Genomic DNA, 13,604 nt, shown 5'->3' on the forward strand with positions numbered 1-13,604 from the left:
TGAAACTAGAAAAAGGATCCTCCTATTCACAATAAATTAAAGCCGGAGAAAGAATGCGAAACACTTATACGCCTAAACCAAGGTTGAAATTATTATCTGTAAATCCTCGGTAGGTTAAATGAGCTTAAACTCCATCACTTAGGCTTAAAATTCTTTCGGGCACATCATTTTATCAAGGCTAATTCTGGAAACATAGGTTACACTTTAAACTCAAAGACCACAGCTCGCGTCGATTTCAATTATAATTGATACTAAGATTATTTAAAAATTGACGATGATAACAACCTAACACGTAAAATATCTGTCGCTGATCCCCTATTTATAGTGAGCTGCAAGGGAATTTTTTCTGGTATCGTCACAATTTCTTTGTCAGTAATTTGGGGAACAAACTCCTGGCATTGATAAAACAATTGCCGCATTAATTATTGGTTTTTGGGGATACGGAGTCAGTCTTGTTTTATTTGTGCTTGCACTTCGCGGTCTAGGTACTGCGAGAACAGGCGCTTACTTTGCGACTGCGCCATTTATAGGTGCTCTTGTTGCCATTGTTATTTTTCACGAACCCACATCATTTTTTCTTTGGATTGCTGCAATTTTAATGGGCATTGGGGTAACGATTCATTTAACTGAAAATCATATCCACGAACATATTCATGAAGAGGAAATTCATAGCTATAGCCATTATGATGATGAACATCATCAGCATGAGCACCCATTTGATTGGGATGGAAAAGAACCACATACACATACTCACCATCATAATGAACTGCGTCATACACATCCGCATTTTCCAGATATCCACCACCGGCATAGGCATTAACTTGATAGGTATGTTCTTTTGATCTTATGAAATTTAAATAATGCACCATGTAAAAAATGGCAATCATTTGGAATTAGCTTGCTAAGCTTTCTAACAATAAAATTAACAAAAAGCCCACAAAAAAGCATAAAGTAATGGATGGAGTCTCACGAACTTTATGAGCTTCAATTAAAAGCTCTTCTGTAACGAGATAAAGTAATGCTGCAACACCAAAAGATAAAATTACATTAGTAACCGTTTGAGGTAAATGAATCAACAGGCCAGCACCAAGACCTGCGCCAATTGGAATCAAGATCGCTAAAATAAAAGTAGCTAACACTCGGATAGGTACATTTACTTGCCTTGCACCTAAGGTGGATGTGGTTGATAATCCTAAGAAGAAAATTTCGATAGAGAGGGCTATAGCTATAAGAATTCCTCCCTTTTCACCTGCTAAAAAAGAGACTCCTATCAAAAGACCATCTACTAACAAATCAATTCCAACTGCAGTCAATAACCCCCATGATATGCCTTTCGATTGTTGTTCGAGATCCTCCAATCTACTGGTCAACCATTTTAGGTACAACATGCCGATAATACCTAATGAAAAGCCAACAATAAGCGCGACAAAATCATGATAAGCGCCTATTTTTGGAAGGAGTTCTTTTGCTACCGCAGCAAAAACAACTCCAGCGGCAAAATGTTGCGTGGCACTAGTTATTTGATTACCTGGTTGGTAAATACTAGCAACCCCACCACCAAGAAGCATTAATGCAGCAGGCATTAATGAATATAAAATAATAAAAGTAATGGAAGAAGTCATAGTTGTATTTTATTAATCTAATAGTTACAGCATAGTGAAGCATTTGAGCAGATTCAAGTAATGTAGTGAGTGGTTCAATAACTGGTAACATGTTGTACTAAATAATAATTTACTCGCTTTCTACAGTACCTCTTTCTCGTGAATTCCTTATCAATCAATCGAAATATATCTATCGCTAAATTAAGGACTCCAACCACTAGAAGACGAGTTTCTCTTTAATCCTTTCTAATGGGACTATAACTAAATGAAACCAAGCATCTTTTGCAGTGTAGGGATGAGACATTATATGGAAAAAATTCTTGATAACAAAAGGAGCCTTCGTCAAAAAATTACAATGATGTATTTATTTTTGGTGTAATTTAATCTTGTAGTATGGCTTTTGGCTTTTTATACTTTCTACAACTCACCCATGTTATTTGGGGCGGCGGTGATGGCCTATAGCTTTGGCTTGCGTCATGCAGTAGATGCCGATCATATCGCTGCGATTGATAATGTTACTCGTAAATTAATGCAAGAAGGAAAACAACCGGTTGGCGTAGGTTTCTTTTTCTCTTTGGGTCATTCTTCTGTGGTTATTGTAGCCACTATAATAATCGCATTATCTACTAAAGCATTTATGCAGTCTAATTGGGCTCAGTGGCATGAAATAGGTAGTATACTGTGTACCTCATTCTCAGCGATATTTCTTTTATTTATAGCGTTAATTAACATTATTATTTTTTTTGTTATTTATAGGATTTTCAAACAAATTCGTCTAGGAAAAATATTGACGGAACAGGATACAAATGAAGTTATTGATAAACAAGGATTTCTCGTTAAACGTTTTCGTCGTTTCATAAATCTTATTTCACATAGCTGGCAAATGTTCCCTCTTGGACTTCTCTTTGGAATTGGTTTTGATACGGCGACTGAGGTAGGGCTTCTTGGACTATCAGCATCACAAGCAGCGGATGGGGTTTTAATGCTAGGCGCTTATGGGTGGGCTTTTTTAAATCCAGTGAGAAAGCTTTATTACAATTTAACTATCACGCTCGCATCAGCTCTGGTTGCTTTTTTGATTGGAGGAATAGAAGCATTGCATTTAATTTCCGCAAAATCAGGTCTAAAAGGTTCATTTTGGGATTTCATCAATCAACAAAATGAACGATTTAACAGTATTGGCTTTTATATTATTTTGTTTTTCATCATAAGTTGGATTGTCTCTATTTTTATTTACAAATTGATGAATTTTGAGGCGTTGGAGCACCGGGTTGTTGATGAAAAACAAAGTAAAATAATTTGGAAATAGGAGGATATTCATATGTCTCATATATCTGAAAATTACACATCTTTATTGGAAGTGATAAGAAAACTTGTGCCTGTGTCGCGACAGGAGATGGATTTACCCTTTTCATTAACTCCAGAGGCAGCGCAGGCAATATTGCATGTAGTTCATGATATTGGAGGTCAACCCGATGGACCTTTAGATAAGTCGCTCCATGAAACGGAGCTTTGGGAAATGCTTACACATGCAACATCAGAATGCTTAGCCTGGAGAGGATATTGGGTTTCTGAAGAGCGTAGACGACAAGAAAACGATTTAGGAGTTACCCTTTATTGCGGAACACCTTACTATGCTCGCTGGTTATTGGCTGCTACAAAAATGTTACTTGATAAAGGTTTAATAACTCCTGATGAGTTAATGTTGAAACTAGATCAAATCAAGAAACGTGAGGAGGCTTGTAAATGAGCACTAAATTTAAAGTGGGCGATAAAATAAGAGTAATCGATTTACCCTCACTATTTCACACACGAACTCAAGGATATACACGCGGAAAAATAGGTGAAGTCGTCATGATAAGACCTTCTTGGGTAATTCCTGAAGATGAAGCGTGGGGCAGATACGAGGGTCGTAGAGAACCATTTTATATGGTCCGTTTTAACATGACGGATTTATGGGATGACTACGGAGGGCCCGTCATCGATTCGCTGGATAGTGAGTTATCTGAACGATGGATAGAGCATATATAGATTTTATTTATTGGGAGAATTCTATGACAAAGAAATCTAAAACTCAACTTGTTGTGAAGAACATGATCATCTTCATGAACATAGTCATGGCGATGAATATGTAAATTTGCACCCTGTTAAGGAGCGTCATGAGGCTGTTGAGTTTACTATTTTAGAGGCAGCTATTCGCGAACTTTGTATTGAGAAGGGTTTATTTACAGCCGATGATCATCGACGTTTTGTGGAGTGGTATGAAAGCATTGGCCCGATGGGAGGTGCTCGCGTCGTGGCTCGCGCCTGGGTTGATCCTGAATTTAAAAAAAGACTACTTAAGGATGGCGTTGCAGCGTGTCTTGAATTAGGTATCGATTGGCTAAAACCCACCGGACAAGGGACGCCAAGTGACTATACTTTTTTACTTGTTTGCGAGAACACGCCCAAAATTCATCATACTATGGTTTGTACTCTGTGTTCTTGCTACCCAAGACCACTGCTAGGTACATCACCCGCATGGTATGAACGCATGAATTATCGCCGAAGGATGGTCCGCTGGCCACGCCAACTTCTTGCTGAATTTGGGACAATCATACCAGAGGATGTTGAAGTAAGAGTTCATGACTCGAATCAAAAAACTCGTTACATGGTTTTACCCATGCGACCTGAAGGTACTGAGGGCTGGACCGAAGAACAACTTCAAACCTTAGTTACACGCGACACTATGATTGGAGTAAGCATTCCCAAAGTTGAGCGTTTACAAGATAGTCATCCAGGAAATCAAAAATGAGCATTAGAGCTTTTTGGCAACTCCCACTAATATGGAAAACGGTGATGTTGTCAAAATTCTCCTCTACTACGACCATATCGTCACATAAATCATTTTAAAGCCTGCTTCTCAATAATTCTGTGATAAACAGCTTTTGCAAGCAAGTTAATGCGGAAGAAAAACAACGATATAAGAAAAGAAGTTTATCATTAAAATCATTTTTGTAATGCCGCTCAACCAAAAGATCAACTATTGATCACATGGAAAAATATTAAACCAGATGCTATACCTACCGTTAACGCTATAAATCAAGGAAGATTATGAACTGCATTACTCGACGGGCTTTATTTCATCTCTTTGCAAGTACTGCATTATTACTAAGTTTTTCCACCTCATCTTTTACTCAATGCACAGGCAATACCCAACCCTTTGAGTCCGGAACAACAAAACATAAAAAATGGGAATTAATAGGTAATAGTTACAGTAAATCAACCAGACAAGCTGTGCTATTTAATGAATTTACAGGGGGTATTGTTAAACTTCCTAAAGGCCACAATCACCCTCCACATTTTTACAAACATAAATTGCTCGTTGTCATTATGGAGGGAAAACTTCACCTTCATCTTAATGGTAAAACAACAACCTATAGCAAAGGAGAATATTTCATCCTACCCGCTTACACTTGCTTTAGTAGTCATTCTAAAAATGGCGCGACCATAGTTATGGTTGGAGTAAAACCTGGGGATAGTTATCCAGCCAAAAAATAACTAGGGGATCGACTGTGTCGCAAAAATTGTTCGGTCTAAAAATGAACAATTTCTGGCGAGTTTTAGGTCGCCAGATCATAAAATGGTTCATATCAAACTAATAATCGTGATTACTAAAGAGAAGCAAGATTAATAATATTTGTGCTGACGGATGAATATATTAGAGTCCCTTTTATATAATGGCAGCGTAAGGCTGCTAACACTTATAACCTAGAAAAAATGGATATTTCTGAGGTAAGAAGCTTCTAGAGAGCGTATTTTGGGAACGAGAATCAGGAAATTACTCATTCTAATTAAATATGCAAAATTTCATCTAGACTTAGGAATTTTATTTGTCTTCTAATCAGGTGAGAACCCTAACCACTAGGAAAGTAAATACTGAACCTTGAGCCTGATAAAAGAGGGGAATCTGCTAAAAAAATATGCCCTCCATGTAGTTCTACTATCGATTTGGTAATAGCCAAGCCCAATCCAATGTGTTTACCAAAAGACGCCCCTGCTTCTAGCGTGACAAATGACTGGAATATAGCCTGCTTATTCTCATCTTCTACCCCAGCTCCATCATCATCAACATGAATAATGAACTGATCATTATTTGCATTTAAAGTAACCTGTATTTTATGGTTTGCGAATTTTAATGCATTACTAATTAAATTATTAACAGCAAATTTTAATAACTCTGGATCAAATTCCACAGTGCATTTTTCATCACCAAATACGTCTAAATTAACCTCCAAATCATACCCCTGGTGGCTATTCACTAATTCAAAAAGCCACTTTTTTATATCTAAGGGCTGCTTTTTTATTTTCATTTCGTTACTCGAGCTTTGTGAATATATTAAAAAATAACTCACTAATTTATTCAGATCTTTAATATCTTCTCTCAGGCTATTCATATGCTTCGAAGGATCTTGTTTCTTTTTAAACGATTTTTCCATTGCATCCAAAGCCAATTGCATCGTATATAATGGTGTTCTAATTTCATGGGCTACAAAACGAGATATATTTTGTTGTGTTTTAATTAAGTTCTTTATTTTATCTCCCATATTAACAATATTATTATGTACCCCATAAAGAATAGAGAGCTTACTGAATTTAACTCTTTTATCAAATATCCCTCTGCTGTAATTATTAGTTAATCCAAATAGTTTTCTCACATTTCGACTAAAAATCCAGGTAAACAAAAACACAGTCAAGGTCGTTAAAATCATAAAACTTATAAGGTAGTAAAACTGTAATTTAGGCACTTTAATTAAAAATTTTGGGTAATTTATGGGGCCTAGAATAAGTATCATATCCAGGTCTTTCAACTTAAAATAGACTTTTGTAATGAGCCCCTCTGACTTAGGAAGCTCGTACTGCAATCCCTTGATATATTGTTTGTTTTTAATAGTTAAAGGTAATTGTTTGCTATCTGGAGATACAATTTGCAAAGGAATATCGTATATCGACTGAAAGTGCTTCATTATTTTAGGCCAATTGTCTTTTTTTGAGGTTTTCAGCTTAGTGGTAATAAGATGGGTCATCCATATTGTATTATCTTGGATAGTAGTATACATCGTCGCCTTATCTTGAATTTGCAAGACGTATTTCGTATCTCCTATTTTTTGCAAAGCAAATATATCGGGTAAGAAATAATTTAAAAAATAGTGTACTGGTCCAGTTAAAATTACTATCTTACCTTGCCTTAAATTGTCTTTTTGTTCCTTAGAAATTTTTAACTCATCCATGTTTAATATTTTGGCCTGAGGGCTACCTGCTGGCTGAATCAGATCAAGCACCGTACCCCATGAAGATCGGGGAGTATTTTTAAGTAGCTGCTGAATTACAGTAAAATTACCATTTACAAATAGACGATTTATTGTTAACCGATTTAAATCAATAAAGTGAAAGTAAATAAAGTAAACACTACCTAAGATTAATAGCGATATTATTATCGACATTGTGACTGTTTTCGCGTAAAGATTAAGCATATTTATTCCAAGCCAAAAATAAATAGAGTGCCGTTAACTTCATAACCTGAGTCTTGCAGCAGGCTTCATTGAGATAGTTGACTATCTTAATGTTATCTTCTGTAAGCAATATTGATTTATTTTCCATTCTTACTCTCTAAGCTTCTTAAATAAGAAAAACTATCTAATCAAATTCAGTCTAAGTGATTCAGTTAAGTTTTACATAGATATAAGGATGTAGGCAAACACACAGCACAAATGTACATTTTATATACAATTATTTTTTTGAGCTCGGTATAATAACAGTTAGGTTGATTATTGTACTTACCTAATCATAGTTCAGAGATGGATGTGTGGAGAGAAATGATGAAGTCTAAAAATAATTTTGACGATAACCTTGATAGCATTTCAAGTAGCCGTACTCAATTAGATAACAATCCTTGTGGAATATGTAGAGCAAATGGTATGCCTATATGTAAAGGGCATGGGACTGGAAGCAGTGGAGAAAGCTCGGAGATTAATGACGATAAGACATCTCAAACAGTATCTGCGACTTCTGATAAATCGAGCCTGCAATCCATATTTACATCCTTAAAAAAAAGCCAACTTTGGGTATCAGATTACGAAGAAATGATTTTTAATTATCTTAATCCAGATAGTTTAATCTTGATCACTGCTAATACTGGATCTGGGTTAATTAATATTTCTGGTATTCCTATAAAATCTGAATCTCAGGAGAAAGCACAAAATGAACTACTTAATGCAATTGAACAAGAATTGAATCAATTTTTAGAGGAATCTGAACATGAAGTTTCTGTAAAAATCCAACGCACCGGAAACAGATTAGAGATAAAAATTTCAGATAAAACTTGCTATGATGCATTTATACAACGTTTAATGGATAAAAATTTATTGATTACTCGTTCAGCTCACTTGCTTCATGACGTCCCACACACACAAAAAATACACTCTGCCATTAAAAGATCGATGAGCTCTTTGGAAGAATTACAGGACAAAAATCATCTTCCAGGCATTGCTGTAGCAATTATTTCTAATCAAGGTAAGGTTACAACACAATCAGTGGGAGTCACGAACTCAACTGTATTTGAAGCTGCCTCATTAAGTAAACCTGTATTTGCGTACATTGTTTTAAAATTAGCACAAGATGGAAAAATCAATTTAGATACCCCTCTCTATAAATATGGCCATTTTGGCCCTCCAGAAATACGAATCCACCAAAATTATAACAAATTAACCGCACGGATGATTCTATCCCATCAAGCAGCATTACCCAATGAATCATCATTACCAGAATTTATTCCTGAAGTTAACGTAGGAGAAAAATTTAATTATTCCGGTGTAGCTTATCAATTTTTAGGTGAGGTAGTGCAAAACATCACGAAACAATCCCTAGAAACTTTGGCACAAAAAGCCTTTGCGAAGATTGGTATGACAAATAGCAGTTTCATGCCACCAACCGGTTGTAGCCTCATTAAACTTCCAGATAATGCACTAAAACCAATACCAGAAAGTATGAATGCATTATTACAAGGCACGCTAGATAGACATGGTCAACTGAGTATCATTTATCATCAAGATAGATTGTTTATCGCTGAAAAAGCAGACGATGGACAGATACAAATTATCGAAAAGGCCCCCAGTCAAATAGAGGAAAATAGTCTCATAGCAATAAAAGAACGCTTTGCCGACATACCTAATAATCCTTTCTGGCTATCAAAGCCCATATCCGTAGAAGCACGGGAATTGCCTCTTATAACTGCTATTGTCGGACATCCCCCCAAATATGCCGCAACAATAACAATTGGTCATAACCCAGATAATTCAGTTGATCTTAAGAAAAAGTTTTATATCGCTCACCCTGGTGCTTCTTTATACACAACTGCTGAAGATTATGGAAAATTTTTAAGAGAATGCACTACAGATGAATTTATTCGAACGGAAATGTTTGGCGTGAAGATATTGGGCGAAAAAGGCAATAAAACGTGTACTCCGATTGTTCCTAGCTTAGCCGGTAAAGATACCAAGGCAAAGGATAATTTAGTATCTCCGGATATTTTAATGCAAATGGCTTGGGGGGTTGGAATCGGTTTACAACGTAATCCGAATGGTGGTTTCATTGCCTTTCATTGGGGTGATAATGGAAGTGGACGAAATTTGGCAGCGATTAACCTTACTACCAAGACGGCTGTTGTCTGTCTCACCAATAGTGCTAATGGGCCAGTAGTTTTTCGAGCAATTGCAGAACCTGTAGTTGGTGATTTAACTGCTGTAAGTCAGTGGTTGTCTCTGCGAGAAGGGTTACCTATGGCTCAAGGTATCAGAACAAATCTAACTCAGGAAATGAGACTGTATTTACACGAGCAGAAACAAGTATCAACAACTACTGTAAGCTCAAACGAAAACAAATGTTGGTAATTTGAGAGAAAAATTTCACATTGAAACCACAATCTAACACGATTAATATTGCGGTTAAATTATATGCTGATCTATCTAAAATAATAAATTAAATTATAATTTAATAATAGATTTAACAACCTAGACTCCTGCTTACTAAAAGGATAAGAGTATGTGCAAATTACTAATGCTTCGGTTAACGTTATTTATTTCACTTTCTGCATCACCGTTCGTATATGCTGTTACTAATAATGAAGTAACAGATTGGGTTCAGAAAGTATTAATGCAGACCATGTCAATTAGTTATCAAACCACGCCCAATGAAGAAGAACAGGCTGCAAAAAATTTCTCTCATTCTGCATGGGAGCCCATGAATGACTTTTATTTTAATGAATCCCAAATAATTAAGCAGTACAAACTTACACTTCATCCTAAACCATTGAACTCCCCTACTTTAATTAACAAAGATCTTTGTTTTGGGGCACCATGCTGGAGAGTCAATCAAAATTACAATGTTCCTGAATTGCATCTTAATGTTTCCTTTTCATTACTTATTACAAACCAAAAAACAACTAATAAGTCACCTTTTATAGTTAAAAGTCTTGATATGAAAATCGAACATTATTAAATAAAGACATAGATAAGATTGTATGTTTTGATTAGGGGCGGTTAACAATTCGATTAAGCCTAATTGTGGCATTAAAATATTTCTCAAATTTGCATTCTTAAACATCAATATAGGATACAAAAAATATATGCCCCCTCATCCAGACTTTAGCTTAGCAACGCAAATCGCATATATACCTAGTGGCCTTTACCCTTCATTGATTAAAATTGAAGAAGAAAGTGTTGAATATGGGGCTTTAACATTTACACTAGATAACAAACTGATAACATTTAGAACAGGAAAAATAACACCTACTAAACCAGGATTTTTTGTAACATTATGGCAAAGAGTAAATGGCTTAACAAAACCACACCATATCACAGATTCGTCAGATTTTTTTGTTATCAGTGTTCATGATGATATTGGCTTTGGACAATTCATTTTTCATAAATCAGTTTTGCTTCAACATAGCGTTATTTCTTCAGGCTCCAAAGAAGGAAAAAGAGGGATCCGACTGTATCCACCGTGGATACAAAATTTAAATAAACAAGCTAAGCGATCGCAAGATTGGCAATGCAAGCACTTTATTAAATTTGACTGCAATATTAGTGTTAAATATAGGACTTTAATTAATGCATTTAAGAATCACTAATTTATGTTTTTAGCGTGCTTAAAAAATAAATATTGGTATCCTGTAGAATAACTTGGTTTTGTGGACTCAAGAGCTGATAATTCAATTAATTATCTTTTTTTATCTGATAGAACCAATTTTTCTAAATTAGGATTTGCCTTTTCTGTAGAATTAGCTAACCTCGATAGCATCGGTTTCGTATGATTAACTGCAAAAAAACAACTTGGCTCATATTGGGAATTATTACTGGGTTCAGTCTTAGCTTCTTGTATTTTGCTATTGGAGTTTATACCCATTCCCAAAATAGGAACTCCTCGAGTATCTCGAATATAAATTCTAATTATGAGCACGCAGGAATAACAAGAAGATGAAAATAGAAAATAAGATTACAGGCCAAGAAAAATTTATCCAATTCATTGCAGGAGTTTTTATTGGAATTATCTTATGGTGTTGTACCCTATGTATATTATTAACTCTTAACTGACCGCTTATGTTGGTAAATTTTATGCGGAATTAATATTTGTTTGACCTTATTAAAGGCCCCATCAGCGCAAGCTGACAGGGCTTTTTCAAAAGTTATTGGCTGTCTTACTTAGCTGCTGCGGCTTTCTTTTCCTTTTCTTTGGCAATTACTGCTTCAGCTACACTGCTTGGGCAAGGAGCATAGTGAGAGAATTCCATTGAGAATTGGCCACGACCCGAAGTAAGCGTGCGCAAGGTACTGATGTAACCAAACATTTCTGAAAGAGGTACATCGGCCTTAATGCGGACACCAGCTGCACTGGGTTCCTGACCTGAGATCATACCACGACGACGGTTCAAGTCACCAATCACGTTCCCAACATCCTCTTCTGTACTATAAACGTCAACCTTCATAATAGGCTCAAGCAATTGTGGTGCAGCTTTTGGTATGGATTGACGAAAAGCACCTTTTGCAGCAATCTCAAATGCAATTGCTGAAGAGTCAACGGGGTGATAAGCACCATCGCAAAGATCAACTACAACATCCAATACAGGAAACCCTGCTAAAGTACCTGTATCCATCATTGAGCGGAAACCCTTCTCAATTGCTGGAAAGAACTCTTTTGGGACATTTCCACCCACAACAGATGTAGTGAAAGTAAATCCAGTGTTTGGCTCACCTGGTGAGATAGTGTAGTCAATTTTACCGTATTGACCAGCACCACCAGATTGTTTCTTGTGAGTGTAGCTGTCTTGAATTGATTTGGTTATGGTTTCGCGGTAAGCAACCTGTGGTTGGCCTACTATTAACTCAACGTCATAAGTACGCTTCAGAATATCCACTTTAATATCAAGATGCAATTCCCCCATACCACGAAGAATGGTTTCACCTGAATCTTCATCGGTTTCAACCCTAAACGTTGGATCTTCTGCGACCATCTTACCAATAGCAATACTCATTTTTTCGGTGGAACCTTTATCTTTTGGCGTGACAGCAATAGAGATAACGGGCTCAGGGAAAACCATTGCTTCTAGAGTACATTCGTGATTAGGATCGCAAAGAGTGTGTCCAGTTCGAACGTTTTTCATGCCTACAATCGCTATAATATCGCCTGCTTCAGCACTTTGTAATTCATTACGCTCATTTGCCTGCATCTCCACCATACGGCCAACACGTTCCGTTTTACCAGTAAAGGAGTTAAGGATAGTATCCCCTTTATTGAGCTTTCCTGAATAGACACGTACGAACGTTAGAGCACCAAAACGGTCATCCATGATTTTAAATGCCAAAGCCCTAAATGGCTCATCAGGAGACACAATAGCGAATTGGCCGTTTGGCTCACCTTCAGCATTGGTCAAAGGTTGTGGATTAACTTCATGGGGGGCAGGCAAATAGTCAACTACTGCGTCCAATAAAAGTTGCATTCCTTTGTTTTTAAAGGCTGAACCGCAATAAGTTGGGAAGAACGCTAATTCAAGAGTGCCCTTACGAATGCAACGCTTAATTTCATCTATTGAAGGCTCTTCCCCTTCTAGATATGCCATCAGCAATTCATCATCCATTTCCAGTGCTGTTTCGATTAATTGAGCGCGATACATTTCAACGTCATCATGCATATCTGCGGGTACATCAGTAATCTTGTAATTTTCTGGCTGCCCAGATTCGTCCCAAACGTACGCTTTACGGGTTAGTAAATCAACAACACCTACGAAGCTGTCTTCAAATCCAATAGGCAAAGTCATAATTAACGGATTTGCACCCAATACTTTTTTAATTTGCTCGGTCACTTTCAAGAAGTTCGCGCCAATCCGATCCAGCTTGTTTACGAAAATCAAACGAGATACTTTTGAATTGTTCGCATAACGCCAGTTGGTTTCTGACTGAGGCTCAACGCCGCCAGAACCGCAGAATACCCCGATTCCACCATCGAGTACTTTCAGTGAACGATATACCTCTACAGTAAAGTCAACGTGTCCTGGGGTATCGATGACGTTAAAGCGATGACCTTTCCAGAAGCAACTTACTGCTGCTGACTGGATGGTAATACCACGCTCCGCTTCCTGCTCCATGAAATCGGTTGTTGATTCACCATCGTGAACTTCACCTATTTTGTGGATTCTACCAGTGAGCTTAAGAATACGCTCAGTAGTGGTGGTTTTTCCGGCATCTACGTGGGCGAAGATCCCAATGTTTCTATAAAGGTTTAAATCAGTCATAGCACTCTTATTAAAATTTAATGGTTAAAAAATTGTCGCATATTGTACAGTATTTTATCCTGATTTGCAGCAGAATTTGCTCTATTAAACTTATTTATATTATTTCGTCTACAAGTACATAGCATAAACGTTAATTTCTGCTACAAAATTAAGCGTAGCAGGATATAACCTAGAAACAG

General features: G+C 36.8%; 12 protein-coding genes. 9 read left to right on the forward strand and 3 right to left on the reverse strand.

The genetic code is table 11. From position 1 onward, the window contains the following. Positions 1-424: 424 nt before the first annotated feature. Positions 425-820: a hypothetical protein gene (locus EL220_RS19665; protein ID WP_462138150.1), complete on the forward strand. Its 396-nt coding sequence runs from the start codon at positions 425-427 to the stop codon at positions 818-820. Positions 821-893: 73 nt separating this feature from the next. Here the strand turns inward: EL220_RS19665 and EL220_RS10910 are convergent, their stop codons facing one another. Beyond that, positions 894-1,622 carry a ZIP family metal transporter gene (locus tag EL220_RS10910; protein WP_027271833.1) on the reverse strand — a complete coding sequence of 243 codons (729 nt, stop codon included), beginning with the start codon at positions 1,620-1,622 and terminating at the stop codon, positions 894-896. A gap of 430 nt (positions 1,623-2,052) precedes the next feature. On the opposite strand from EL220_RS10910, the gene EL220_RS10915 reads away from it, so the two are divergent. The 5 genes from EL220_RS10915 to EL220_RS10935 all read left to right on the forward strand — a co-directional run bounded on the left by EL220_RS10915 (position 2,053) and on the right by EL220_RS10935 (position 5,141). Continuing rightward, a complete protein-coding gene (locus EL220_RS10915; protein WP_232002397.1) occupies positions 2,053-2,910 on the forward strand; it encodes a HoxN/HupN/NixA family nickel/cobalt transporter in 858 nt (285 codons plus the stop codon). A 12-nt stretch (positions 2,911-2,922) separates the two neighbouring features. Next, a complete protein-coding gene (locus tag EL220_RS19585) occupies positions 2,923-3,351 on the forward strand; it encodes an SH3-like domain-containing protein (RefSeq protein WP_027271832.1) in 429 nt (142 codons plus the stop codon). After that, positions 3,348-3,632 (forward strand): SH3-like domain-containing protein, encoded by a 285-nt coding sequence (locus EL220_RS19590; RefSeq protein ID WP_027271831.1) that lies wholly within the window; start codon positions 3,348-3,350, stop codon positions 3,630-3,632. The genes EL220_RS19585 and EL220_RS19590 overlap by 4 nt, the downstream gene beginning before the upstream one ends. A 106-nt stretch (positions 3,633-3,738) precedes the next feature. After that, the gene (gene scnC / locus EL220_RS10930; RefSeq protein WP_027271830.1) at positions 3,739-4,395 is read left to right on the forward strand and encodes a thiocyanate hydrolase subunit gamma; all 657 of its coding nucleotides are present in this window, start codon (positions 3,739-3,741) and stop codon (positions 4,393-4,395) included. Between the two features lie 299 nt (positions 4,396-4,694). Further along, the gene (locus EL220_RS10935; RefSeq protein WP_027271829.1) at positions 4,695-5,141 is read left to right on the forward strand and encodes a cupin domain-containing protein; all 447 of its coding nucleotides are present in this window, start codon (positions 4,695-4,697) and stop codon (positions 5,139-5,141) included. Positions 5,142-5,497: 356 nt separating this feature from the next. On the opposite strand, the gene EL220_RS10940 is transcribed toward EL220_RS10935, so the two are convergent. After that, the gene (locus tag EL220_RS10940; protein WP_027271828.1) at positions 5,498-7,114 is read right to left on the reverse strand and encodes a sensor histidine kinase; all 1,617 of its coding nucleotides are present in this window, start codon (positions 7,112-7,114) and stop codon (positions 5,498-5,500) included. A gap of 342 nt (positions 7,115-7,456) precedes the next feature. Between EL220_RS10940 and EL220_RS10945 the strand changes: the two genes are divergently transcribed. The 3 genes from EL220_RS10945 (at position 7,457) to EL220_RS10955 (ending at position 10,767) form a co-directional block, all read left to right on the forward strand. Further along, the gene (locus EL220_RS10945) at positions 7,457-9,529 is read left to right on the forward strand and encodes a serine hydrolase domain-containing protein (RefSeq protein ID WP_232002398.1); all 2,073 of its coding nucleotides are present in this window, start codon (positions 7,457-7,459) and stop codon (positions 9,527-9,529) included. Positions 9,530-9,680: 151 nt separating this feature from the next. Beyond that, positions 9,681-10,136 carry a hypothetical protein gene (locus tag EL220_RS10950; protein WP_027271827.1) on the forward strand — a complete coding sequence of 152 codons (456 nt, stop codon included), beginning with the start codon at positions 9,681-9,683 and terminating at the stop codon, positions 10,134-10,136. Positions 10,137-10,263: 127 nt separating this feature from the next. Then, a complete protein-coding gene (locus EL220_RS10955; protein WP_027271826.1) occupies positions 10,264-10,767 on the forward strand; it encodes a MepB family protein in 504 nt (167 codons plus the stop codon). A 567-nt stretch (positions 10,768-11,334) separates the two neighbouring features. Here EL220_RS10955 and fusA read toward each other — a convergent pair. Beyond that, a complete protein-coding gene (fusA, locus tag EL220_RS10960; RefSeq protein WP_027271824.1) occupies positions 11,335-13,425 on the reverse strand; it encodes an elongation factor G in 2,091 nt (696 codons plus the stop codon). Positions 13,426-13,604 lie beyond the last annotated feature (179 nt).

It is taken from the genome of Legionella sainthelensi, from assembly GCF_900637685.1.
Classification (GTDB): domain Bacteria; phylum Pseudomonadota; class Gammaproteobacteria; order Legionellales; family Legionellaceae; genus Legionella; species Legionella sainthelensi.